A 21,749-nucleotide genomic window follows, 5' to 3' on the forward strand; every position below is an offset into this window, starting at 1 on the left:
ACGACGACCGGTCGTCAGGCGGTCGAGGCGGCGCGCCGGGCGGCGATCTCCGCGGTGATCTCGCGGAACCTGGCCTCGGTGAGCGGGTAGAAGAACATGACCACGATGGACAGCAGGGCGAACCCCGCGATGATGCCCCCGGCCCAGAGCTGGATGTTCTCGGCCACCCCGGGCTCCTGCGGCTCGCCGGTGGAGGCACGGGCCGCGCTGAAGCCGGCCCACGTGAGGGCGAAGCCGCCGACGAACCCGCCGAGGGCCTGCCCCATCTTGCGGGTGAAGGAGAACACCGCGTAGGTGGTGCCCTCGGTGCGGTTGCCGGTGCGCCACTCGCCGTACTCGACGGTGTCCGCCTCCAGCGCCCACGTCAGCGTGTTCGCCCCGTTGATGCCGAGGCCCATGAGGAAGAACGCCACGGGCCCGAGCACGGGCACCGACGACAGGGGCGAGAAGGCGAGCACAGCGGCGCCGACGATCACCGCGATCCCGAAGATCACGAACCCGGAGCGTTTGCCGATCGTGCGCACCATCGTCGGGATGAGCGGGCCGACGACGAGGATGGCGATGGTCTGGGCGAGGATGTTCCACGCGATGTACTGCGGGTTCTGCTGGACGTAGATGGCGATGTAGGACCCGAGCGTGCTGAGCGCGGTCACCGCGGTGAGGAAGAGGACCGCGCCCACGGAGAGCCAGATCAGGGGCTTGTTGGTGGTGAACGTCCGCAGGCTGTCCTTCAGCGAGACGGGCGTCGCCGGCCGGGCGACCTGCTCCCGCGTGCTGAGGACCAGGAACAGGTACAGCACCATGCCGATGACCACGAAGGCGGCGGTCGTGAGGAACAACGACCGCTGGAGCGCCACCGGGTCGTCGACGTTGGCGCGGATCTGCGGGGCGATGGCGAAGGCCAGGCCGAGGATGGCCAGCGCCGCCCCGTACCCCCGGAAGACGGCGAGCCGGCCGCGCTCGATCGGGTCCTGGGTCAGGGCCGGCGCCATCGACCCGTAGGCGATGTTCACGAGCGTGTAGAACACCGAACCCATCAGCAGGTACGAGACGTACATGTAGGCGACCGCGGCGCCGCCGGAGAGGTCCGGGAAGAACGTCTTCGCCGAGTAGATGGCCATGCTCGTCAGCAGCAGGGGCAGGGAGAACCACAGGATGAACGGGCGGAACTTGCCGAGCCGCCCGGGCCGCTTGGCGTCGACCAGGCGCCCGGCGATGAGATCGGTGAAGGCGTCGATGAACCGCACCACCAGGAACATGGTGCCGACGACGGCGCCCTCGATGCCCACGACGTTCGTGTAGTAGAGGATCAGGAAGAACCCCGCCATCGTGAACGACAGGTTGTTCGCCGCGTCACCGGCCGCGTACGCGAGGTAGCTGCGGACCGTGAGCTTCCGGGGGGTGACGGCCCCGCCGGCCGCCGGTGACGCCGTGGTGTCCATGCTCAGCTCCTGTCAGCTCGCTCCGACGACCGGTGGCTCACGCCCGCCGGGGCCTGACGGCGTTGACGATGGCCTCGGCGGCGGCGTCGAGCGGGATCCTGCTCGTGTTGATGACGAGGTCGTAGCGGTCGGGGAGGCGCGGGTCCCAGCCGTAGAGCGCCTTGGACATCTCCGCCCGCACGTCGTCCTCCCGCTTCTGCCGCCGCGCCGCCCGCTCGACCGGGATGCCGGCCTCCTCCGCGGCCCGCCGGACGCGGTCCTCGACCGAGCCGGTGAGCAGGACGTTGAGCGTGCCGGGCCGGTCCGCGAGGATCACGGCGGCGTTGCGCCCGACGATGACGCCGCCCTCGTCCGCGTAGCCGCGCACGACCCGGTTGTTCTCCATGACCAGGTCGTACTTCTGCTGCTGGGTGACGACGACGTCGCGGGTGTCGAAGCCGCCGTAGGCCCCGCCCATCGCGGAGTAGACGGTCGCGAGGACGGCGTTGCGCTGCAGGGTGGCGTCCGCCCCCGCCTCCAGCTCCTCGGAGCTGAAGGCCTGAGGGTGGAAGGGCAGACCCAGGGCCTCGGCGACCTTCTGGCCGACGGCGGTCGCGCCCGCTCCGTAGAGCTCGAAGATCGTGACGACCGGCCTGTCGGACGCGGCACGGCCCGCCTGCCTCGCCGGATCTCCCGCGACAGCACGGTCAGACATCTCGACCTCCTCGTCGAAGCCTGCTGGACCCAGGGTAGCGACCGGGGCGGGATGACGCGGCCCTCATCGTCGTGGCTCTGCCGGCGCTCCCCTCCCGGGTGCCGCGGGCCTGAGCGACCTGCCGGCAGCTGCCGCTCCCGTCCCGGATGACGGGCCGCCGCCCGCCGGCCTCGCGGGCGTGAGACGGTGTCGACCGGTCGTCGGGGAAAGGCCCCCGTCGCCGCAGCACCGCCCCGTTGCCGCGGCAGCGGCGCGACAGAGGAGAAGCCCATGGAGACCACGTCCACCCCCCGCCGCCAGGTCGTGGGCAGGCTCGCACGAGAGCTCGTGCAGCGCGCCGGCGACGGCATGGTCCGGGTGGCGATCGACGGGCCCGACGGAGCCGGCAAGACGACGTTCTCCCGCGACCTCGACGACGCGCTCAGGCCGTTGCTCGGGGACAGCGCCGAGGTGCACCGGTTCAGCGCCGACCATCTGCTGATCCCGCTCGCGCTCCGCCGCTCCGAGCGGGCGACCGACCCGCGCTGGCTCTACGAGAACATCTACGACTGGGCGCGGATCCGGGACATCGCGGCGGGGGCTCCCGGGTTCGACGCCCGCGCGTCCGTGCTCCTGGTGGACGGCATGACCCTCCAGCGGCCCGAGCTGGCCGACCTGTGGGACGTGACGGTGTATCTCACCGTGCCGGAGGAGGTGACGGTCCGGCGCATCCTGGCCGTCACCTCCACGCGCGAGGAGTCCGACGGCGAGATCGAGGCGCGCTACGCCGAGCGTTACCTGCCGGCGCAGCGCACCTACATCGACGCGGTGGATCCCCTGACACGGTCCGACGTCGTCATCGAGATGAGCGACCCGGAGCGGCCCGTCGTCCTGCGCTGGGGCGCGTAGGCCGGCTCCGGGCACGGGGCGGCGGCCCCCTCTTGCTGCCGGCCGGTTCGGGCGCCGAAGCTGCGCTCGCCTACCACGACGCCCGCGTCTACCACAAGGCCCCCGACCGCGCGATTTCCGCCTCGGGAGGCGAAGTCCGGTGATGTGTCCCACGATGAGTCCGAGCGCTCCATCAGGACCGGACCGTACGAGAAGAGGACACGCCATGACGCAAGGACCGACCCCACCCACCGGTTCCGTCGGGAACCCGTTGGGCGAGCCCGTACCCACGACGTCGGGAACGACCGGCTACTCCGAGACCTCGGGCTCCTCGTCCACCAAGGACGCCGCCAAGCAGGAGGCCTCCCACCTGGCGCACACCGCCGGTCAGGACGCCCAGCAGGTGAAGGAGACCGCCAAGGAGACCGCGAAGGACACCGTGGCCGAGGCCAAGGGGCAGGCCCGGTACGCGGTCGCAGAGGCGAAGTACCAGGCGCGGGACCTGTTCGACCAGACCCGCCGCGAGGTGACCGACCAGTCGAGCCAGCAGCAGCGTCGGCTCGCCGGCGGACTGCGGTCCTTCTCGGGCGAGCTTGACTCTCTCGCCTCCGGCACCGCGCAGGAGGGCCTCGCGGCCGACCTCGCCCGCCAGGCCTCGTCCTACGCCGACAAGGTCGGGCGGTGGCTCGACGAGCGTGAGCCGGCCGACGTGCTCGACGAGGTCACCCGCTACGCCCGGCGCCACCCCGGCACCTTCATCGCGATCGCCGCGGGACTGGGCCTGCTCGCCGGCCGCGTGGCACGCAGCCTGAAGGACGAGTCCGCGGAGGGCACCGGCACGGCGCGCGGTGCCTACGCGCCGCCGTCGTACCCGCCGGTCTCGACCTACCCGCCCGCCCCGGCGCCGGACTACGGCACGGAGTACCAGCCCGGCTACGGCACGCCCACCACCGGCACCACGGGAGTCGCGGGCGGCGCCTACGGTGCCCAGCCCGGCACCTCCGCCACCGGTACGCAGGGCGGTGTCTACGGCACCGAGCCCGGCACCTACGGCACCGGCGAGACGTTCGGCACGGGTGAGCAGCGATGAGCACCCCGATCGATCCCGGGCGGACGCAGCCGCCGCCGCAGGCGTCGGTCGGTGAGCTCTTCGGCGAGATCTCGAAGGATCTCTCGACGCTGATCCGCCAGGAGATCGCCCTGGCGAAGGCGGAGACCACCGAGTCGGCGAAGAAGGCCGGCGCCGGGGCCGGGATGTTCGGCGGCGCGGGCGTCGCCGGGCACTTCGTGCTCCTCTTCCTCTCGCTCGCCCTGTGGTGGGCGCTGGGAGGGCTGCTCGGTGGCGAGGGCCTGCCCGCCCTGGGCTGGTCCGGCCTCATCGTGGCCGTGCTGTGGGCGATCGTGGCGGCCGTGCTCGCCGCGATGGGCAGGAACAAGATGAAGCAGGTCCGCGGCGTGCCCCAGACCGCGGAGACCGTCAAGAAGATTCCCGACGCTCTCAAGGGAGAGGACAGGCCATGACCACGAGCAGCAACGACCCTGACCAGATCCGCGCCGACATCGAGCGCACCCGCGCCGACCTCAGCGATAACGTGGACGCGCTCACCGAGAAGGTCAGCCCGTCCCGCGTCGCCGAGCGGCAGACCCAGAAGGTCAAGGACGCGGTCGGCGGTGTCAAGGAGAAGGTCTTCGGCGCGACCGACGACGCCCGTGGCACCTTTCACGACAAGGCCGGATCCGTCCGGGAAGGAGCCGGATCGGTGAAGGAGAGCGCGATGGAAGCCCCGTACCAGGTCAAGCGCAAGGCCGAGGGCAACCCCCTCGCCGCCGGGCTCATCGCCTTCGGCGTCGGCCTGCTCGCCTCCTCGCTGATCCCGTCCACGCGCAAGGAGCGCGAGGTCGTGGCCCAGGCGAAGGAGAGCGACGCGCTCCAGGGCGTCGCCGAGGGCGCGAAGGGAATGGGCCAGGAGATGGCCGAGCACCTGCGCGAGCCCGCACGCGAGGCCGCCGAGCAGCTCAAGGCCACGGCCACCGAGGGCGCCCAGTCCGTGAAGGAGACCGCAGCCAGCGGCGCGGAGGACGTCAAGGCCGAGGCGCGCGGAGCCGCGGAGGACGTCAAGGGCGAGGCGCAGGCCTCGAAGGACCGGGTGCAGGGCTCCGGCACCGGCACGGACTACCCGCCCACCACGGGCACCGGGTACCCGCCCAGCACCGGCGCCGGGTACTGACGCCCCGGGGCGTGCGGTGTCCGGCCGGTGGCCCGACCGACAGGTCGAGCACCCGCTGAGCCTTCAGCGCTGGGAGGACCTGACCTTCCTGCACTGGCCCGTCCCGCCCGCCACCGTTCAGGCAGTGCTCCCACCAGGCCTGGCCGTCGACACGTTCGACGGCCAGGCCTGGCTCGGTGTCACGCCCTTCCGCATGCACGCCCGGCCCGCGTACGGCCCGGCGCTGCCGCGCCTGTCCACGTTCCCCGAGGTCAACCTCCGCACCTACGTGCGCGGGCCCGACGGCGGGGACGGGATCTGGTTCTTCTCCCTGGAGTGCCCACGCCTGCCGGTCGTGCTGGCCCTGCGCGCCGCCGGGGTTCCCTACGTACGGGCCGACGCCGAGATCCACGCCGCCCCGGGGCACCTCCACTACCGCACCCGGCGGCCCGGGAGCGGCGTGGGCATGCACGCCAGCGTCGAGACGGGTGACCCGCTGGAGCCGGATCCGCTCGCCGACTTCCTCACCGGGCGCTGGTCCGCCTACGTCCGCCGGTTCGGCAGGCTCTGGCGGTTCGACGTCCACCACGAACCGTGGCCGCTGCGAAAGGCCCGGGCGCGCACCGCCGTCGCCGGCCTGATAGCGGCGGCGGGCCTGCCCGCGGTGATCGGGGAGCCCCTGGCGCACTTCTCGCCGGGGGTTCGTTCGCGGGTCGGCCGGCCGGTCCTGGTGGGCGGACGAGACCACGGCCCGACCGCGGGGGCGAGGAAGCCCTGGTCAGCGGGGGCGAGGAAGCCCTAGCCACGGGTCACGACACCGCGAGCGGGAACCGGGGACGTCCGGCGCCGGGGGACCAGTGGGCGGGCGCCGGCCCGCCCGGCACAATGGGGCGATGCGAGAACGCCGCTGGCAGGACGTCGCGCGGGCCACGGGCCTCACCAGGGCCGACGGCACCGTCGCCGCCACGATCTTCGCGGAGATGTCCGCGCTCGCGACCCGCACGGGCGCGGTGAACCTCGGCCAGGGCTTCCCCGACGTCGACGGCCCCGCCCACGTCCGCGACGCGGCCGTCGCGGCCATCCTCGCCGGGCACAACCAGTACCCGCCCGGCCCCGGCGTCCCCGCGCTGCGGGAGGCCGTCGCCGCGCACCAGCGCCGCCACTACGACCTCGAGGTCGACCCGGAGACCGAGGTCCTGGTCACCGCGGGCGCCACCGAGGCGATCGCCGCCGCCGTCCTGGCCCTGGCCGGGCCGGGCGACGAGGTGATCACCCTGGAGCCCTTCTACGACTCCTACGCCGCCACCATCGCGCTCGCGGGCGCCGCCCACCGCACGATCCCGCTGCGCCCCGGCCCCGGGGGCTTCCACCTCGACCCGGACGACGTCGCGGCCGCCTTCACCGACCGCACCCGCCTGGTCCTGGTCAACTCCCCGCACAACCCGACGGGCACCGTGCTCACCAGGGAGGAGCTCACGGTCATCGGCGAGCACGCCCGCGCCCGCGACGCGGTCGTGGTCACCGACGAGGTCTACGAGCACCTCACCTACGGCGCCGAGCACGTCCCGATGGCGACCCTGCCCGGCCTGGCCGACCGCACCCTGACGATCTCCTCGGCCGGGAAGACGTTGTCCTTCACGGGCTGGAAGGTCGGGTGGGTCCACGGCCCGGCGGAGCTGGTCACCGCCGTGCGCACGGTCAAGCAGTTCCTCACGTACGTGGCCTCCGGCCCGTTCCAGCACGCCGTCGCCGCCGCGCTCACGGACGAGGACGGCCGCACCGGTGCGTACGTCACCGCGCTCGCGGACTCGCTGCGGCGGCGCCGGGACACCCTGGTCGACGCACTCACGACGGCCGGCCTCAACCCCTCGGTTCCCCGGGGGACGTACTTCGTCGTCGCCGACGGCGCCGGGCTGGGCTACCCGGACGCGGTGGACCTGTGCCGGGACCTGCCGGCGCGCGCGGGCGTGGTGGCCATCCCCGTCTCCGCCTTCTGCACGCCCGGCGGCCCGGTGGCGCGCGAGCTGGCGTCGTGGGTGCGGTTCACGTACGTGAAGTCGCCGGACGTCCTGGCGCGCGCCGCTGAGGGGCTGCGCTCGCTCCGCGGCTGAGCGCCGAGGGCGACCGGCCCGCGCCGTGCGGGAGCGGGGTCGTCAGGGGCTCTTCACCCTTCCCCCTCGCGCGACCGCGGAGTAGACATGACAGCGGGTCCGCAGCGTGGCGACCGGGTGGGGCCCCAAGGACACACGGAGGTGTGCGGTGCGGGACTTCAGCAAGCAGATGTGGGTGAAAGAGACGGTGCAGGCCTCGCCCATGACGCGGATGCCGAGGGCGCCGGCGTCCCGTAAGCCGGCCCTCCGGAAGCAGGCGGCGCACGGACCGGGACAGCTGCACCCGACGGTGAGCGGACCGCACGCGATGCCGGCGCTCGCGATCGGCGGGTTCGCGACGGGCGCGCGGAGCATCGCCGCCGCCAGCCTTCTTGCGACGGCGATGGGTGCGACGGCCCTCGGCGTCGTCGCGGTCTGGCGGCTGAAGGTGAGCAAGGCCGTCATCAACCAGCTGCGGATCCGCGAGCTGGAGGTCGACGAGCTCACGGTGCGCAGGCTCAACGTCGTCGAGAGCACCTCACCGGCGACCGAGCAGCCCGGCATCTGACCTCGCCGCTCAGCCTTGTCGGTCCGTACGGCCCGGCAGCTGAGCCCGCCGCTCAGCCCTGGCCGGTCCGTACGGCGCAGCAGCCGAGCCCGCCGCTCAGCCCTCGTCGGTCCGCACGGCCCGGCGCAGGGCGGCGTGCAGCCCGGCCGGACCGAGCGTGCCCACGGCAGCCCCGCCGTCGTCCACCACGCCCACCACACCCTCCGGGCTCGCCGCCAGCGCGGAGAACGCCGCCTCGAGAGGCTCCCCGACACGGACGACGACGGGCCGGTCGGCGCGGCCGGGCTCGACGTCGGCGCGCGCCAGCCGCGCGACCCTCAGCAGCTTGACGGCCCGGGCGTCCCCGATGAACCGCTCGACGAACGGGTTCGCCGGGCGCGACAGCACCACCGCCGGCGGCGCGAGCTGCTCGAGCCGGCCGCCCTGGCTGAGGACGGCGACGCGGTCGCCGAGCAGGACGGCCTCGTCGATGTCGTGGGTCACCATGACGACGGTGGTGCCCAGCTCGTCGTGGATGCGGCGGAACTCGGTCTGGAGGGACCGGCGGCCCTCGGGGTCGACGGCGCCGAACGGCTCGTCCATGAGCATGACCTTCGGGTGCGTCGCCAGCGCCCGCGCCACCCCGACCCGCTGCCGCTGGCCGCCGGAGAGCTCGTGCGGGTAGCGCGGGCCGTGCACGGCCGGGTCGAGGCGCACCAGGGTCAGCAGCTCCGCGACCCGCTCGCGGGTGCGCCGCCGGTCCCAGCCGAGCAGCCCAGGCACCGTGGCGACGTTCTGGGCGACCGTGCGGTGCGGGAAGAGCCCGACGTCCTGGATGACGTAGCCGATGCCGCGCCTGAGCCGCGCGGCGTCGACCCGGGCGACGTCCTCGCCCTCGAGCAGGACGCGGCCGCGGGTCGGCTCGACCAGGCGGTTGACCATGCGCAGGAGGGTGGACTTGCCCGAGCCGGACGGCCCGACGAGCGTCAGGAGCTCGTGCGCGGCGACGTCGAGGTCGAGGTGGTCGACGGCGACCGTGCCGTCGGCGTAGGTCATCCCCACGCCGTCGAAGCGGATCAGCGCCTCGTTCGGGGTCTCGGTCTCCGGCACCCTCCGACGGTACCGGCCGCCGGACGGATCGGCGTCGGCACACAAGGACCTGGCACGATGCCGCGCGAGAAAGGGAGGCGCGGTGTCCACAGGTGTGCTGCTCTCGGCGCTCGCCTCGGCGATGTTCGGGGGGCTGTACTTCCTGGCCTCCCGGCTCGACCCTCTGACGGGGCTCGAGGTCTTCGGGTGGCGGGTGGTCCTCACGGCGCCGCTGGTCACCGTGCTTCTGCTGCTGACGCGCCAGTGGGGGACGGTCACCGCGATGGCCGCCCGGGTGCGCGCCCGGCCGGCGACGGCGGCCGTCCTCGTGCTCGCCGCCGCCCTCCTCGGGGTCCAGCTGTGGCTCTTCACCTGGGCGCCCGCCCACGGCCACGCCCTCCAGGTGGCGCTCGGCTACTTCCTCATGCCGCTGGTGATGGTCGTGGTCGGTGTGGTGGCCTTCGGCGAGCGGCTCTCCCGGGCGAGGCTGGCCGCGGTCCTGTTCGCGGCGGCCGGCGTCGCGCACGAGCTGGTGCGCGTCGGGACGCTGAGCTGGTCCACGGTGCTGGTGGCCCTCGGCTACCCGGCGTACTTCGTCCTGCGCCGGCGCGCCGGCACCGCGACGACCGGGGCGATGTGGTTCGAGTTCGTGATCCTGCTGCCGGTGGCGCTGGTGCTGGTGGTGACCGGGCCGTCGCTCGCCGTCGTGCCCGACCTGGCACCGCTCCTGGGGCTGCTCGGGGTGCTCAGCTCGGCCGCGCTGGTCTGCTACGTCGTGGCGTCCCAGCACCTCTCTTTCAGCCTCTTCGGGCTGCTGAGCTATCTGGAGCCGGTGCTGCTGGCCCTGGTCTCCGTCACCCTGCTGGGGCAGGGCATCGCCCCGGACGAGTGGTGGACGTACGTGCCGATCTGGGTCGCGGTGCTGCTCCTCGCGCTCGAGGGCGCCGCCCAGGGCTACCGGCTGCGTCGCCTGCGCCGGCCCCGGTAGCGTCACCGGCGTGAGGCCGATGCAGACGGGTGCGGACAACCCCTGGTTCTCCTGGCGGTACCTGGAGAACAACTGGCGCACGCTGGTCGACCTCACCGGCCAGCACGTCAGCCTCACCGTGCAGGCCGTCCTTCTCGCCCTCGTGCTCGCGGTGCCGCTGGCCGTGCTGGCGCGCAACCGGCCGGGGCTGTCCGGGGCGCTCCTCGGGACGTCCGCCGTGCTCTACACGGTGCCGTCCCTCGCGCTGTTCGGGCTGCTCGCCCCGTTCACGGGCATCGGGCGCACCACCGTGCTCATCGGGCTCGTCGCGTACGCGATGCTCGTCCTGGTGCGCAACACGCTCGTGGGTCTGCGGGGCGTCCCCGCCTCCGTCGTCGACGCGGCGGACGGCATGGGGTACTCCCCGGTCCGTCGGCTGCTCACCGTCGAGCTGCCCCTCGCGCTGCCCGCCGTCATCACCGGCGTGCGGCTCGCCACGGTCACGACGGTCGCGCTGGTCACGGTGGGGGTCGTCGTCGGCTACGGCGGTCTCGGCCAGGCGATGTACCGCGGCTTCACCTCCTCCTACCGCGCCGAGATCATGACCGCAGCGGTGCTGTGCGTGGCCATCGCGCTGGTCGCGGACCTGATCCTGCTGGCCCTCGGCCGCCTCGTCACCCCCTGGCTGCGGAGGCGGGCGTGAACGCCGGCTCGGCGCTGGGCGACGCCCTCGTCTACCTCAACGACCCGCTCAGCTGGACGAGGCCGGGCGGGATCCTGGACCTGCTGCGCGACCACCTGTGGATGACGTTCGTCGCCGTGCTGCTGGCCGCCGTCGTCGCCCTGCCCCTCGGGCTGTGGTTCGGGCACGCCGGGCGGGGCGGGCAGGTGGTGGTGGCGACGGCGAACCTCACCCGCGCGCTGCCGACCCTGGCGCTGCTGTACATCCTCACGGCCTGGCTCGGGCTGGGGCAGTGGCCGACCATCCTCGCCGTCGCCGTCTTCGCGGTCCCCCCGATCCTGTCGAACACGTGGACCGGCCTGCGCGAGGTCGACCCGGCGGCCCGGGACGCCGGCACCGGCATGGGGATGTCCGCGGCCCGGCTGCTGCGGGACGTGGAGCTGCCGCTGGCGCTGCCGCTCATCGCCGCGGGCGTGCGCACCGCCGTCGTCCAGGTGGTGGCGACGGTCTCGCTCGCCTCGCTCGTGGGCGGCGGGGGGCTGGGCCTGATCATCTCCAACGGGATCTTCACCCAGCGCTACGGCCAGGCGCTGGCCGGGGCGCTGATCGTCGTCGCGGTGTGCCTGGGGCTGGAGGGGCTGCTGGCCGGGCTGCAGCGGATGCTCACCCCGGCGGCGCTGCGCAGGGGAGGGCGACGGCGTACACCCCCGGTGTCCGTCGCCGACCCCGCCCCGGCGGCCGCGCCGTAGAACGGCGGGCCCTTAGTCCGTGCGCGCCCGGGCGCCGGCGGGCTCGGTGCGCCCCGCGTCGCCGAGAGCTGCGTCGTCGCGTCCGGCGTCGGCTCGCTCCTCGGGCACCGGCGAGACCGTGACCGTGCCGACCCCGGGCAGCGCGCCGTGCAGGGCCCGGCCCACCCGGTCCTGGACCGCCGCGAACTCGCCGATCGTCGTCCCGGCGTCGAGGGCGACGGCGGCGGCGACGTCGAGCCGGTGCCCGTTCCAGCGGAGGCGCAGGTCCTCCACGCCGCCGACGCCCGGGACGGCCCGCAGCGCCTGCTCGGCGCGGTCGGTGAGGTTCGGGTCCACGCCGTCGAGGAGGCGGCGGCCGACGTCGCGGGCGGTGCCCCACAGCAGCACCGCGATCATGGCGGAGATGACCACGCCGACGACGGGGTCGGCCTGAGGGATGCCCAGCCAGACGCCGATCACCCCGGCGACCACGGCGAGCGAGGTGAACCCGTCGGTGCGGGCGTGGACGCCGTCGGCCACCAGGGCGGCGGAGCCGATCCGCCGGCCCACCCGGATCCGGTAGACGGCCACCGCCTCGTTCCCGGCGAACCCCACGATCCCCGCCGCGAGCACCCAGCCGAGGTGGTCCAGCGGCACCGGGTCGACCAGGCGGCGGACCGACTCGACCGCGGCCACCACCGCGGACAGCGCGATCATCGCGACGATGAAGAGCCCGGCGAGGTCCTCGGCGCGGCCGAGGCCGTGGGTGAACCGGCGCGTCGGGGCGCGCCGGCCGAGCGCGAACGCGATCCACAGCGGGACGGCGGTCAGGGCGTCGGAGAAGTTGTGCACGGTGTCCGCCGCCAGGGCGACGGAGCCGCTGACGGCGACGATGACCAGCTGCAGCGCCGCCGTCACGCCGAGCGCGACCAGGCTGAACTTCACCGCCCGGATGCCCTGGGAGCTCGCCTCGAGCGCGTCGTCGATCGAGTCGGCGGCGTCGTGGCTGTGGGGCACGAACAGGTGCTGCAGGAACCCCCTCAGCCCGCCGTGGTGGGCGTGCCCGTGGTCGTGGTCGTGGTCGTGCTCGTGCTCGTGGTCGTGGTCGTTGTGGTCGTGAACGTGACTGTGCCCGTGGGCTTGGTGATCGTGGTCGTGCTCGTGACCGTCATGCGTGTCGCGGTGGTCGTGCTCGTGACCGTCATGCGTGTCGCGGTGGTCGTGCCCGTGACCGTCATGCGTGTCGCGGTGGTCGTGCTCGTGACCGTCATGCGTGTCGCGGTGGTCGTGCCCGTGACCGTCATGCGTGTCGCGGTGGTCGTGCTCGTGCAGATCCTCGCGGTCGTGGTGGTGCCCGTGCCCCCGCGTGCTCATGACGCCTCGCTGTCCGGTTCGACGGCGACCGGGCGGTGATGGCGCGGCGTGGCCTCCAGAGCGTGCTCGGCCTGGAAGATCGCGTCGTTGACCAGCTGGGAGGCGTGCTCGTTCTGCAGGCTGTAGTAGACGCGCGTGCCCTGCTGGCGCGGTGCCACGATCCGGGCCAGGCGCAGCTTGGCGAGGTGCTGCGAGACAGCGGCGGGTGACTTCTCGACCAGTTCCGCCAGCTCGTTCACCGACCGCTCGCCGTCGCGCAGCGCCAGGATGATCCGCACGCGGGTCGCGTCGGCCAGCATCGCGAAGATGTCCGCCGCCAGCTCGATGTGCTGCGGGTCCGGCTCAAACCCGCGTATCTGCTTATCTTCATGCATGCGCAGATTATTGCCCAGATGGCCCGTACCGGTCAACGGCGTTGAGGCCACCACCAGGGCGAGGACGAAGCCCGATGTGGGTCACGATCGGGTCACCACTGTCGACCGACCGCCCCAACAGGGTTGCGCGGCCGGGCGTGCCAGGGTCGAATGGCCGACGACGCCCGGGGGTCGCCCCCAGCACAGGAGGAGCAACATGCGCCGTTCAGTCACCGCCGTCCTGGGCGGCCTCGCCGTCCTCGCACTCGCCGCGTGCGGCGACCCCGGCTCCGCGGGCGGGGGAGGCGGGGGAGGTGGCGCGACGGCGGACGGCGGCACGGGGACGTCGGCCGCCGCGGCCTGCGACCCGGTGGCGGGCGACCAGCTCGTGGTCCTCGAGGACGACAAGAACCTCCAGACCGTGGACAACGTCATCCCGGCCATCAACGCCGACGCCGCGCAGCCGCCCATGATCGCGGCGCTCGACGCCGTCTCCGCCGCCCTCGACACCGACAAGCTCATCGAGCTCAACAAGCAGGTCGACGTCGAGCGCAACACCTCCACGCAGGCGGCGGCCGCCTTCTACGAGTCCGCGGGCATCGAGATCTCCGACACCCCCGGCTCCGGGCAGGTGGTGGTCGGGGCGGCCAACTTCTCCGAGTCCGCCACGCTGGCCGAGCTGTACGCGCTCGCCCTCAAGGACGCGGGCTACGACGTCGAGGTCCGCACCATCGGCAACCGGGAGACCTACGAGCCGGCGCTCGAGTCCGGTGAGCTCTCGGTCGTTCCCGAGTACGTCGGCACCCTCACCGAGTTCCTGAACGTCAAGGTCAACGGCCCCGACGCGACCGCGGACGACCCGCAGGCCAGCCCCGACCTCGAGGCCACCACGGAGAACCTGACCGCGCTCGGCGAGGAGGTCGGCCTGGTGTTCGGCGAGCCCTCCGAGGCGGCCGACCAGAACGCCTACGCCGTGACGACCGCCTTCGCCGAGGAGCACGACGTGGCCACGCTCTCCGAGCTGGCCGAGGCGTGCGGCGAGCTCAAGCTCGGCGGCCCGGTGGAGTGCCCGGACCGGCCCTTCTGCCAGCCCGGGCTGGAGGAGACCTACGGCCTGACGTTCTCCGAGTTCGTCGCGCTCGACGCGGGCGGCCCGCTGACCAAGCAGGCCCTCACGGCGGGCGACATCGCCCTCGGCATGGTCTTCTCCTCGGACGCTGCCCTCGCGACCGACTGAACGCAGCATCGGGCACCCAGGCGCTTCCGATGCGCTGCACCGGTGACTGATCGTCGGTCGACGACCGGTCGCCCTGGTGAGGTGGTCCCCGTGCTCGAGCTGACCGTGCGTGTTCCTCGACGTCTGGCGGCGCTGGTCTCGGCCGCCCTGGTGGCGCTCGCGACCGCCGGCTGCGGCGGCACGGGAGACGACGGCGGGACCGCGGCTCCGACGTCGTCGCCCGTGCCGACGGCGTCCCCCACTGCCGGGACGACGAGCGCGCCGCCGTCGTCGTCACCCTCGGGGTGCCCTGCCGGCGGGCAGGTGCCGGACGTTGCGGCGACGGCGCCGACGGTCGACCTCGACGGTGACGGCGAGACCGACACGTTGTGGCTCTCGGGCGGTCAGGACCGCACGCTCGGCGCTGAGACCGCCTCGGGTGCGGTGCTCTCCACCCGGTTCAGCAGCGGCTCACCCTTCGCCGCCAGCGCCCTCGCGCAGCGGCTCGCGGACGGCTCCGCGATCGTCCTGCTCGACACCGGGCGGTCCGTCGCGCTGTACGCCGTGGTGGACTGCGGGCTCGTCGCCACGACGAACGTCCAGGGCCGGCAGTACACGTTCGACCTCGGGTTCACCGGCCACGGCACCGGGGTGAGCTGCGCGGACGTCGGGGCGGGCCTGCAGCTGGTGGGGCTGAACGCCCTGCCTGCGGAGGCCGGCGACACGTTCCAGGTCACCCGCACCCCGATCGAGCTTCACGACGGCGGTCGCTCGGCACGTCACGGCACGACGGAGGTGGTCGCCGACGGCGTGCCCGCCGACGACCCGGCCGTCACCGACGCCCGGACCGTCTCGTGCGCCGACGCGCCGCCGCCGGTGAAGGAGCCGCAGGGCTGACCTGTCGGTGCCCCGTCGGCACGGAGGGCGCGGGGCGGCGGTCGGTCAGCGTTCGATGATCGCGGCCAGCCCGTCGAGCACGCGGGCGAGGCCGAAGTCGAACGCGCGGCCGGCCTCCCACGCGGCGCCCTGCGCCTGACCGGCCGCACTTCCGACCCGCGACGCGAGCGGGAAGGTGCCGGGGGCGAGGACCTGCTCCAGCTGCGGCCCGGCGGACGCCCACCACTGCGCGTCGTCCAGCGCCGACTCGCGCCGCGCGGCGACCGCGTCCGCCGCTGTGCGGGCCCAGCCCTGCACGAACGCCAGGACCCACGCCAGCGCCGCGTCCATCGTGACGTCGTCGAGGCCGAGCCCGTCCAGCGCGGCGAGCTCGTGGTCGTACTTGGCCAACGCTCCCGGGCCCAGGGCCGGCCGCGTGGTCGAGACGTTGGCCGCCCAGGGGTGGCGCTCGAACAGCTCCCGGTTCTCGAGCGCGACGGCGCTCACCCGCTCGCGCCAGGGCCGCTCCGCCGTCGTCCGCCGCGGCATCTCGGCGTAGACGTGGTCGAGCAGGAGGTCGAGCAGCTCGGCCTTGCCCGGCACGTAGGTGTAGAGCGTCATCGGCGCGGTGCCGACGGCGGCCGCGACCCTGCGCATGGTCACCGCGTCCAGGCCCTCGGCGTCCGCCAGCGCCACCGCCCGCTCGACGATCGCGTCGACGCTGAGCCCCTGCCTCGGTCCGCGGCCGGCCGCGCGGTCCGGCAGGGAATGGCGCCAGAGCAGCGCGATCGTCCGGGCCGGGTCGCCGGTGCTCGTGCGCGGTGAGGCCACGGGAACATCCTGGCGCATCGTACGTTGTACGACGTACGCTGTACCGAAAGGTCGCAGCGGCCGTCAGCAACCACCGCGAGGAGCACGCATGAACATCACCGCATCCGCCGTCAGCCTCAACGTCGCCGACCCGGCGGCCTCCGCCCGCTTCCTCGTCGACCACTTCGGGTTCACCGAGGAGATGGCGGCCGACGGCTTCCACTCCTTGACCCGCCCGGACGCCGGCTTCAACGTCGCCTACCTGAGGGTCGGCCTGCCGACGCTGCCGGACGACCAGCGCGACGTCCACGCCCAGGGGCAGATCCTCGCCTTCGTCGTCGACGACCTCGAGGGCGAGCTGGCGCGCCTGCAGCACGAGGGCGTCGCGATCACCATGCCGCTGACGGTGGAGGAGTGGGGCGAGCGCGCGTTTCAGGTCCGCGACCCCAACGGCGTCATCGTCCAGCTGGTCGACTGGAACGGCCCGGCGACCCAGCAGTCCTGATTCGGCGAGTGCGACGACTTCCACCTGAAGCTTGGCCTCGAAGGTGGAAGACGTCGCACTCGGCGGCCCGCACTGTCACAGCGAAGCTCAGATGCTGTTCCGCATGGCCCGGATCCCGACCGCCAGGCCGACGGCCGCGACGACCGCCGCGGCGAGCCCGCCCTGCCACACCGCGGCGTCCCCGAACGCCCCGTCGAACAGCGCACGCTCGGCGTCGACCATGTAGGTCAACGGGTTGAACCGGGCCAGCACCTGCATCCACCCCGGGCCGGACTCCAGGGGCAGCAGCATCCCGGAGAGCAGCATGAGCGGGAACAGCAGGCCCTGCTGGACGGTCCAGAACATCCAGTCGCGCTCGCGGCTGACGATGCCGAGCGCGTAGCTCAGGGCGCCGAGGCCCATCCCGAACACGGCGAGCAGCGCCAGCCCCACCACCATGCCCGGGACGGACGGCCGGAAGCCGAACAGCGCCGCGATCCCGGAGATCACCAGCGACTGCAGCACGAGCGGAACCATCTCCTTGCACGCGCGCCCGATCATCAGCGCCGGCCGCGACACCGGCGAGACCAGCACCCGCTCGTGCGCCCCGGACTGGATCTCGTAGAGGAGGTTCGACCCGGTCATCGCCGTGCCGAAGAGCGCGACCATCACCACGATGCCCGGCACGAACCACTGGAACGCCTGGGCGATCGGCAGCCCGGTCATGCCGCCGAGCAACGGGCCGTAGAGGGCGAGGAACATCAGCGGCTGCATGAGGGAGAACACGAGGCTGAACGGGTCGCGCAGCATGGGGCGCAGCTCGCGCACGAAGACGCTGACGGAGTCGTGCAGCACGCCCGACGGGCGGGGCGCGACGGTTGTCGGTGCGGTCACGGCGGTCACGGCGGTCATCGCGAAGCTCCTGCGGTGGCGGGTTCGGGGGCGGTGGTCTCGGCGGCCGCGTTCTCCTCGCGAAGGCTGCGGCCGGTGAGGGCGAGGAAGACGTCGTCGAGGGTGGGCTGGGTCAGCTCGGCCGCGAGCACGCGGTGCCCGTGCGCGTCCAGCGTCCGCAGGAGGGGCGGAAGGACCCGGTCGCCGTGGTGGACCGCGACGGTCAGGCGCGTGCCCTCGGAGGTGGGCTCCGCCGTCGGCTCGGGGTTCGCCGCCCCGGACTCCTCGGCCGCGTGACGGGCGATCGCGACGGCGCCGGCGGGGTCGCCGTCGACGACGACGGTGATGCGGTCGCCGGCGAGGGTCGCCTTGAGGCGCGGGGCGGTGTCGTCGGCGATGAGCTCGCCGTGGTCCATGACCATCACCCGCTCGGCGAACTGGTCCGCCTCGTCGAGGTAGTGCGTGGTGAGCAGCAGCGTCATCCCGTACCGCTCGCGCAGCCGCAGGATGTGCTCCCACAGGTTGGCGCGCGACTGCGGGTCCAGACCGGTGGACGGCTCGTCGAGGAAGAGCAGGCCCGGGCCGGGGATGAGGCCGAGCGCGATGTCCACCCGGCGCCGCTGCCCGCCGGAGAGCTTCAGGGTCTGCCGGTCCGCCACCTCGCCGAGACCGAGCGCCTCCACGAGCTCGTCCGCCCGGCGGCGGGTCTCGGCACGGCCCAGCCCGTAGAACGCGCCCTGACTGAGCAGCTCGTCGCGGACCCGCTGGTACTGTCCCGCGCCGTTCTTCTGACCGATGTAGCCGATGCGGGCCCGGACCTGGGCGGGTTCCCGGGCGACGTCGTGCCCGCACACGGTGGCGGTGCCGCTGGTGGGCTCGAGCAGCGTGGTGAGCATGCGCAGGGAGGTGGACTTGCCGGCCCCGTTGGGGCCGAGGAAGGCGGTGATCGCACCCGGCTCGACGTCCATGGTCAGGTCGCTCACGGCGACGACGGTGCGTCCCCCGGGCCCGCGGAACTCCTTGCGCAGCCCCCGGGAACTGATGATCGGTGCAGTGGTCATGACCAGCACGCTACGAACCATCGCGGTCAGATCCTGACCGCATGCGAGCGTAGATTTCTGGCATGCCCGATCCCACCGCCCGTGCCCTGAGGCTGCTGTCGCTGCTCCAGACGCACCGCTTCTGGTCCGGTCCCGAGCTGGCCGGCCGCCTGGGGGTGTCGGAGCGGACGCTGCGCCGCGACGTCGACCGGCTCCGCGAGCTCGGCTACCGGGTGGCCGCGCAGCCCGGCGCGGCCGGCGGGTACCAGCTCGAGAGCGGCGCCTCCGTGCCCCCGCTCCTTTTGGACGACGACGAGGCGGTCGCCATCGCCGTCGGGCTGCGGACCGCGGCCGTGCAGGGCGTCGGGGAGGGCGAGCAGACCTCGCTGCGGGCGCTGGCGAAGATCGAGCAGGTGCTTCCGCGCAACCTCCGCCGCCGCGTCTCCGCGCTGCAGGAGCACACGATCCCGGCCGTGCGGCCGGACGCCCGGGTGGCGGCCGACGTGCTCGCGCAGCTCGCGCTGGCCTGCCGAGACCACGAGCGGGTGCGCTTCCGCTACACCGCCCGCAGCGGGACGGAGACGTCCCGGCTCGTCGAGCCGCACTCCCTGGTCCCGCGCGAACGGAGGTGGTACCTCGTCGCCTGGGACGTGGCGCGGGCCGACTGGCGCACCTTCCGGATCGACCGGCTCACCGGCCTGTTCGGCACGGGCGCACGGGTGGCCCCGCGGGAGCTGCCGGCCGAGGACGCGGCCGAGTTCGTGCTCGCCGCGCACGCGGGCGCCGCACGCCGCTACGAGGCCACGGTCCGCATGCGCGCCACGATGGAGCAGGTCCGCGCACACTTCGGGGTCTGGGCGGCGGACGCCGTCGAGGGACCCCAGGGCACGGTCGACTGGCCGATCGGTGGCCCGTCCGTCCCGGAGCTGCTCATGGCGCTGCTCTGGATACCGCCGGACTACGAGTGGACCCTGCTGTGCGACGACGACGTGGCCGCCGCCGTCCGCACCTTCCGTGACCGGCTGGCGGCTGCGGTGTGAGGCGGGTCGTCAGTCCGCTCCGCGCAGCGGCACGAAGCTGAACCAGCCCACCTTTCTCGCGCGGACGTCGTCGCCGTGCCGGTCGACCACCATGAGGCGGCCGCGCACGGGCACCACCACGCGACCGCCGTCGGCCAGCTGGTCCACCAGGGCCTGCGGGAGCCGTCGCGCCTCCGCGGAGACGAGGATCCGGTCGAACGGCGCCTCCGCCGGGCGGCCCAGGCGCCCGGGCTCGGCCTGCTCGATCCGGGCGCCCGGAACGCCGGCGTCCAGCAGGTGCCGGCGTCCCATGGCCACGAGCTCGGGCTCGATCTCGACCCCCACCACGGACCCCGCGGGGCTGACGAGGCGGGCGAGGAGCGCGGTGGTCCAGCCGGAGCCCGAGCCGACGTCGAGCGCCCTGTCGCCCGGGCGCGGGTCCAGCTCCTCGAGCATCGCCGCCACCGTGCTCGGCTGGGAGCACGTCGCTCCGTGGCCGATGCGCAGCGGCATGTCGGCGTGCGCGAAGCGGAGCTGGTGCCACGGCAGGTAGTCACGGCGGTCGACCGCCGCCATCGCCGCACGCACCCGGTCGGAGGCCGGAGCGTCCGGCGGGATCGCCTCGTCGGACACCTGCCCACTCCCTCAACGGATCTGTCGGGCCCGCCGTCCCGATCCTTCCGCCGACGGCGGTGGCGCGCCTCCGCGCCGTGGACCCGGTCGGCGAGCCCGGTCCCCCGAGTGGGCCGCTACCGTGCGCTCATGACATCTGCACCGCTCCAGGACGTTCGCTGGGGAATCATCGGCGTCGGAGCGGTGACGGAGCGCAAGTCCGGCCCCGGCCTGCAGCGCGCCGAGAGGTCCTCGCTCGTGGCGGTCATGCGCCGCGACGGCGCGAAGGCCGCCGACTTCGCCCACCGCCACGGCGTGCCCCGCTGGTACGACGACGCCGACGCCCTCATCGCGGACCCCGAGGTCGACGCCGTCTACGTCGCCACCCCGCCCGACAGTCACCGCGACTACGCCCTGCGCGCGGCCGCCGCCGGCAAGCCGGTGTACGTGGAGAAGCCGATGGCCCGCACCGCGGCCGAGTGCGAGGAGATGATCGCCGCGTGCGAGAGCGCCGGCGTGCCGCTCTTCGTTGCGTACTACCGCCGCGCGATGCCGCGGTTCGTGCGCGTCAAGGAGCTTCTCGACGGCGGAGCCGTGGGCGAGGTCCGGGCGGTCACCGTGCGCCTGCACGCCCCGGCCGGGATGTGGCAACCCGACAACCTTCCGTGGCGGCTGCGGCCGGAGATCTCGGGTGGCGGCCTGTTCGTCGACCTGGGCTCGCACACCCTCGACCTGCTGGACCACCTGCTCGGACCCGTCGAGACCGTCACCGGCCTCGCCGCGAACCTGGCCGGTCGCTACCCCGCGGAGGACCATGTCGCGGCCACGTTCGGCTTCGCCTCCGGTGTCGTCGGGACGGGGCTGTGGGCCTTCGACGCCGCGGTGCGGCGGGACGAGGTCGAGATCGTCGGCACCGCCGGCGCGCTGACCTTCTCCAGCTTCGGGGAGGAACCGCTGGTGCTGCGCACCCCCCACGGTGAGGAGCACATCGAGGCGCCCTACCCCGAGGTGGTGCAGCAGCCGCTCATCCAGCTGGTCGTCGACGAGCTGACCGGTCGCGGGACGGCGCCGAGCACCGGGCGGAGCGCGTTGCGCACGGCCCGGGTCGTCGACGCGGTGCTCGCCGACCACCGTGCGGGACGCTGAGGCTCGCGGGACGCTGACTTCGCGCGGCACGAAGCGGCGGCGGGCGGTGAGGCGTCTCAGCCGGTGGGGCCGTCCCAGACCAGCGAGCCCGGCTCGCTGAGCCGGGCGCCCTCGGCCACCGGGTGCTCCCGGAGACCGCCGTCGTGCATGAGGTGGCGCACCCTCACGCCGTGCGCCAGCGCCGCGACGTCGGAGATCAGCCTCCGGTGGCAGCGCCACCACACCGCCTCCGAGCACATCACCGCCACCCGGCCCCGGGCGGCCTGCTCGAGCAGATCGTCCATGGCGGCGCGGAAGTCCGGCTCGCGCGTCCAGCCGGCGTAGGCGCGGAAGGCGTCCACCTGCCACCAGGTGTCCGGGGACGGGGTGCCCTTCGGCAGGTGGCGGCGGCCGCCGAGGCGTTCCTCCCACCGGTAGGCGACACCGGCGTCGGGCAGCCACCGCTCCAGCGCCTCCCGCTTCACGTCCGGGTTGCTCCGCGAGCCGGGGAAGCGTCGCACGTCCACGAGGTCGGTCACCCCGGCGCCCTGCAGGAGCCCGGCGAGGCGGTCGCGGTCCAGGGCCGCGTGCCCGACGGTGAGAAGCTGGGCCGCATCCTCCGAGGTCATGGGCCGG

At 73.7% G+C, this 21,749-nt stretch carries 26 protein-coding genes; 16 read left to right on the forward strand and 10 right to left on the reverse strand.

Features of this window, described 5'->3' with window-relative positions:
* Window positions 1–14: 14 nt before the first annotated feature.
* On the reverse strand, window positions 15–1,442 hold the full coding sequence (locus ABD774_RS00390; protein WP_345036374.1) for a glycoside-pentoside-hexuronide (GPH):cation symporter: 1,428 nt from the start codon (window positions 1,440–1,442) through the stop codon (window positions 15–17).
* Between the two features lie 37 nt (window positions 1,443–1,479).
* Window positions 1,480–2,136, reverse strand: a complete 657-nt coding sequence (locus ABD774_RS00395; protein ID WP_345036376.1) for a cytidylate kinase-like family protein — start codon at window positions 2,134–2,136, stop codon at window positions 1,480–1,482.
* Between the two features lie 270 nt (window positions 2,137–2,406).
* Between ABD774_RS00395 and ABD774_RS00400 the strand changes: the two genes are divergently transcribed.
* The 7 genes from ABD774_RS00400 (at window position 2,407) to ABD774_RS00430 (ending at window position 7,868) form a co-directional block, all read left to right on the forward strand.
* Window positions 2,407–3,024: a nucleoside/nucleotide kinase family protein gene (locus tag ABD774_RS00400; protein WP_345036378.1), complete on the forward strand. Its 618-nt coding sequence runs from the start codon at window positions 2,407–2,409 to the stop codon at window positions 3,022–3,024.
* Window positions 3,025–3,229: 205 nt separating this feature from the next.
* Window positions 3,230–4,093, forward strand: coding sequence for a hypothetical protein (locus ABD774_RS00405; RefSeq protein ID WP_345036381.1), 864 nt, complete (start codon window positions 3,230–3,232; stop codon window positions 4,091–4,093).
* Window positions 4,090–4,524 carry a phage holin family protein gene (locus ABD774_RS00410; protein ID WP_345036383.1) on the forward strand — a complete coding sequence of 145 codons (435 nt, stop codon included), beginning with the start codon at window positions 4,090–4,092 and terminating at the stop codon, window positions 4,522–4,524. Before ABD774_RS00405 ends, ABD774_RS00410 begins: the two co-directional genes overlap by 4 nt.
* Entirely contained in the window at window positions 4,521–5,231 is a 711-nt protein-coding gene (locus ABD774_RS00415) for a DUF3618 domain-containing protein (RefSeq protein WP_345036385.1), read from the forward strand. The genes ABD774_RS00410 and ABD774_RS00415 overlap by 4 nt, the downstream gene beginning before the upstream one ends.
* 16 nt (window positions 5,232–5,247) lie before the next feature.
* Entirely contained in the window at window positions 5,248–6,012 is a 765-nt protein-coding gene (locus tag ABD774_RS00420; protein WP_345036387.1) for a YqjF family protein, read from the forward strand.
* 91 nt (window positions 6,013–6,103) lie between these two features.
* Window positions 6,104–7,321, forward strand: a complete 1,218-nt coding sequence (locus tag ABD774_RS00425) for a pyridoxal phosphate-dependent aminotransferase (RefSeq protein ID WP_345036389.1) — start codon at window positions 6,104–6,106, stop codon at window positions 7,319–7,321.
* Window positions 7,322–7,610: 289 nt separating this feature from the next.
* On the forward strand, window positions 7,611–7,868 hold the full coding sequence (locus ABD774_RS00430; RefSeq protein ID WP_345036391.1) for a hypothetical protein: 258 nt from the start codon (window positions 7,611–7,613) through the stop codon (window positions 7,866–7,868).
* Window positions 7,869–7,964: 96 nt separating this feature from the next.
* On the opposite strand, the gene ABD774_RS00435 is transcribed toward ABD774_RS00430, so the two are convergent.
* On the reverse strand, window positions 7,965–8,903 hold the full coding sequence (locus ABD774_RS00435) for an ABC transporter ATP-binding protein (RefSeq protein ID WP_345036938.1): 939 nt from the start codon (window positions 8,901–8,903) through the stop codon (window positions 7,965–7,967).
* A 136-nt stretch (window positions 8,904–9,039) separates the two neighbouring features.
* Here ABD774_RS00435 and rarD point away from each other — a divergent pair, with 136 nt between their 5' ends.
* Genes rarD through ABD774_RS00450 form a run of 3 tightly spaced genes read left to right on the forward strand, consistent with a single transcriptional unit; the run spans window position 9,040 to window position 11,334 of the window.
* Window positions 9,040–9,924, forward strand: coding sequence for an EamA family transporter RarD (gene rarD, locus ABD774_RS00440; RefSeq protein ID WP_345036393.1), 885 nt, complete (start codon window positions 9,040–9,042; stop codon window positions 9,922–9,924).
* 19 nt (window positions 9,925–9,943) lie between these two features.
* Window positions 9,944–10,606, forward strand: coding sequence for an ABC transporter permease (locus tag ABD774_RS00445; protein WP_345036940.1), 663 nt, complete (start codon window positions 9,944–9,946; stop codon window positions 10,604–10,606).
* A complete protein-coding gene (locus ABD774_RS00450) occupies window positions 10,603–11,334 on the forward strand; it encodes an ABC transporter permease (RefSeq protein ID WP_345036395.1) in 732 nt (243 codons plus the stop codon). The genes ABD774_RS00445 and ABD774_RS00450 overlap by 4 nt, the downstream gene beginning before the upstream one ends.
* 12 nt (window positions 11,335–11,346) lie before the next feature.
* On the opposite strand, the gene ABD774_RS00455 is transcribed toward ABD774_RS00450, so the two are convergent.
* Complete coding sequence (locus ABD774_RS00455; RefSeq protein ID WP_345036942.1) at window positions 11,347–12,357, reverse strand: cation diffusion facilitator family transporter; 1,011 nt, start codon at window positions 12,355–12,357, stop codon at window positions 11,347–11,349.
* Between ABD774_RS00455 and ABD774_RS00460 the strand changes: the two genes are divergently transcribed.
* Window positions 12,316–12,726 (forward strand): hypothetical protein, encoded by a 411-nt coding sequence (locus ABD774_RS00460; RefSeq protein ID WP_345036974.1) that lies wholly within the window; start codon window positions 12,316–12,318, stop codon window positions 12,724–12,726. The two genes, ABD774_RS00455 and ABD774_RS00460, sit on opposite strands and share 42 nt — an antisense overlap.
* On the opposite strand, the gene ABD774_RS00465 is transcribed toward ABD774_RS00460, so the two are convergent.
* On the reverse strand, window positions 12,684–13,061 hold the full coding sequence (locus ABD774_RS00465; protein WP_345036398.1) for an ArsR/SmtB family transcription factor: 378 nt from the start codon (window positions 13,059–13,061) through the stop codon (window positions 12,684–12,686). The two genes, ABD774_RS00460 and ABD774_RS00465, sit on opposite strands and share 43 nt — an antisense overlap.
* Window positions 13,062–13,257: 196 nt before the next feature.
* Between ABD774_RS00465 and ABD774_RS00470 the strand changes: the two genes are divergently transcribed.
* Both ABD774_RS00470 and ABD774_RS00475 read left to right on the forward strand, forming a co-directional pair.
* Entirely contained in the window at window positions 13,258–14,277 is a 1,020-nt protein-coding gene (locus ABD774_RS00470; protein ID WP_345036400.1) for a glycine betaine ABC transporter substrate-binding protein, read from the forward strand.
* A 90-nt stretch (window positions 14,278–14,367) separates the two neighbouring features.
* Entirely contained in the window at window positions 14,368–15,153 is a 786-nt protein-coding gene (locus ABD774_RS00475) for a hypothetical protein (protein WP_345036403.1), read from the forward strand.
* Window positions 15,154–15,198: 45 nt separating this feature from the next.
* On the opposite strand, the gene ABD774_RS00480 is transcribed toward ABD774_RS00475, so the two are convergent.
* Complete coding sequence (locus ABD774_RS00480; RefSeq protein WP_345036405.1) at window positions 15,199–15,963, reverse strand: TetR/AcrR family transcriptional regulator; 765 nt, start codon at window positions 15,961–15,963, stop codon at window positions 15,199–15,201.
* Window positions 15,964–16,051: 88 nt separating this feature from the next.
* Here ABD774_RS00480 and ABD774_RS00485 point away from each other — a divergent pair, with 88 nt between their 5' ends.
* A complete protein-coding gene (locus tag ABD774_RS00485) occupies window positions 16,052–16,447 on the forward strand; it encodes a VOC family protein (RefSeq protein WP_345036407.1) in 396 nt (131 codons plus the stop codon).
* 87 nt (window positions 16,448–16,534) lie between these two features.
* Here the strand turns inward: ABD774_RS00485 and ABD774_RS00490 are convergent, their stop codons facing one another.
* On the reverse strand, window positions 16,535–17,338 hold the full coding sequence (locus ABD774_RS00490) for an ABC transporter permease (RefSeq protein ID WP_345036409.1): 804 nt from the start codon (window positions 17,336–17,338) through the stop codon (window positions 16,535–16,537).
* Window positions 17,335–18,378 carry an ATP-binding cassette domain-containing protein gene (locus ABD774_RS00495; protein WP_345036412.1) on the reverse strand — a complete coding sequence of 348 codons (1,044 nt, stop codon included), beginning with the start codon at window positions 18,376–18,378 and terminating at the stop codon, window positions 17,335–17,337. The genes ABD774_RS00490 and ABD774_RS00495 overlap by 4 nt, the downstream gene beginning before the upstream one ends.
* Before the next feature lie 62 nt (window positions 18,379–18,440).
* Here ABD774_RS00495 and ABD774_RS00500 point away from each other — a divergent pair, with 62 nt between their 5' ends.
* Window positions 18,441–19,397 carry a helix-turn-helix transcriptional regulator gene (locus ABD774_RS00500; RefSeq protein WP_345036414.1) on the forward strand — a complete coding sequence of 319 codons (957 nt, stop codon included), beginning with the start codon at window positions 18,441–18,443 and terminating at the stop codon, window positions 19,395–19,397.
* Window positions 19,398–19,406: 9 nt separating this feature from the next.
* On the opposite strand, the gene ABD774_RS00505 is transcribed toward ABD774_RS00500, so the two are convergent.
* Window positions 19,407–20,009, reverse strand: coding sequence for a protein-L-isoaspartate O-methyltransferase family protein (locus ABD774_RS00505; protein ID WP_345036416.1), 603 nt, complete (start codon window positions 20,007–20,009; stop codon window positions 19,407–19,409).
* 129 nt (window positions 20,010–20,138) lie between these two features.
* Here ABD774_RS00505 and ABD774_RS00510 point away from each other — a divergent pair, with 129 nt between their 5' ends.
* The gene (locus ABD774_RS00510) at window positions 20,139–21,134 is read left to right on the forward strand and encodes a Gfo/Idh/MocA family protein (protein ID WP_345036419.1); all 996 of its coding nucleotides are present in this window, start codon (window positions 20,139–20,141) and stop codon (window positions 21,132–21,134) included.
* Between the two features lie 56 nt (window positions 21,135–21,190).
* Here ABD774_RS00510 and ABD774_RS00515 read toward each other — a convergent pair whose 3' ends face one another.
* Window positions 21,191–21,742, reverse strand: a complete 552-nt coding sequence (locus ABD774_RS00515; protein ID WP_345036421.1) for a DUF488 domain-containing protein — start codon at window positions 21,740–21,742, stop codon at window positions 21,191–21,193.
* Window positions 21,743–21,749: the final 7 nt, after the last annotated feature.

Origin of the sequence: Georgenia daeguensis, assembly GCF_039537705.1 — a bacterium.
Taxonomy (GTDB): domain Bacteria; phylum Actinomycetota; class Actinomycetes; order Actinomycetales; family Actinomycetaceae; genus Georgenia; species Georgenia daeguensis.

What these genes read in the sequence shown, in the direction of transcription:
- ABD774_RS00490 (WP_345036409.1), bottom strand. Translation starts at nt 17,338, where the DNA reads ATGACCGCCGTGACCGCCGTGACCGCACCGACAACCGTCGCGCCCCGC.
- ABD774_RS00445 (WP_345036940.1), top strand. Translation starts at nt 9,944, where the DNA reads ATGCAGACGGGTGCGGACAACCCCTGGTTCTCCTGGCGGTACCTGGAG.
- ABD774_RS00495 (WP_345036412.1), bottom strand. Translation starts at nt 18,378, where the DNA reads ATGACCACTGCACCGATCATCAGTTCCCGGGGGCTGCGCAAGGAGTTC.
- ABD774_RS00425 (WP_345036389.1), top strand. Translation starts at nt 6,104, where the DNA reads ATGCGAGAACGCCGCTGGCAGGACGTCGCGCGGGCCACGGGCCTCACC.
- ABD774_RS00510 (WP_345036419.1), top strand. Translation starts at nt 20,139, where the DNA reads ATGACATCTGCACCGCTCCAGGACGTTCGCTGGGGAATCATCGGCGTC.
- ABD774_RS00485 (WP_345036407.1), top strand. Translation starts at nt 16,052, where the DNA reads ATGAACATCACCGCATCCGCCGTCAGCCTCAACGTCGCCGACCCGGCG.
- ABD774_RS00470 (WP_345036400.1), top strand. Translation starts at nt 13,258, where the DNA reads ATGCGCCGTTCAGTCACCGCCGTCCTGGGCGGCCTCGCCGTCCTCGCA.
- ABD774_RS00500 (WP_345036414.1), top strand. Translation starts at nt 18,441, where the DNA reads ATGCCCGATCCCACCGCCCGTGCCCTGAGGCTGCTGTCGCTGCTCCAG.
- ABD774_RS00405 (WP_345036381.1), top strand. Translation starts at nt 3,230, where the DNA reads ATGACGCAAGGACCGACCCCACCCACCGGTTCCGTCGGGAACCCGTTG.
- ABD774_RS00435 (WP_345036938.1), bottom strand. Translation starts at nt 8,903, where the DNA reads ATGACCTACGCCGACGGCACGGTCGCCGTCGACCACCTCGACCTCGAC.
- ABD774_RS00410 (WP_345036383.1), top strand. Translation starts at nt 4,090, where the DNA reads ATGAGCACCCCGATCGATCCCGGGCGGACGCAGCCGCCGCCGCAGGCG.
- ABD774_RS00415 (WP_345036385.1), top strand. Translation starts at nt 4,521, where the DNA reads ATGACCACGAGCAGCAACGACCCTGACCAGATCCGCGCCGACATCGAG.
- ABD774_RS00395 (WP_345036376.1), bottom strand. Translation starts at nt 2,136, where the DNA reads ATGTCTGACCGTGCTGTCGCGGGAGATCCGGCGAGGCAGGCGGGCCGT.
- ABD774_RS00515 (WP_345036421.1), bottom strand. Translation starts at nt 21,742, where the DNA reads ATGACCTCGGAGGATGCGGCCCAGCTTCTCACCGTCGGGCACGCGGCC.
- ABD774_RS00390 (WP_345036374.1), bottom strand. Translation starts at nt 1,442, where the DNA reads ATGGACACCACGGCGTCACCGGCGGCCGGCGGGGCCGTCACCCCCCGG.
- ABD774_RS00400 (WP_345036378.1), top strand. Translation starts at nt 2,407, where the DNA reads ATGGAGACCACGTCCACCCCCCGCCGCCAGGTCGTGGGCAGGCTCGCA.
- ABD774_RS00465 (WP_345036398.1), bottom strand. Translation starts at nt 13,061, where the DNA reads ATGCATGAAGATAAGCAGATACGCGGGTTTGAGCCGGACCCGCAGCAC.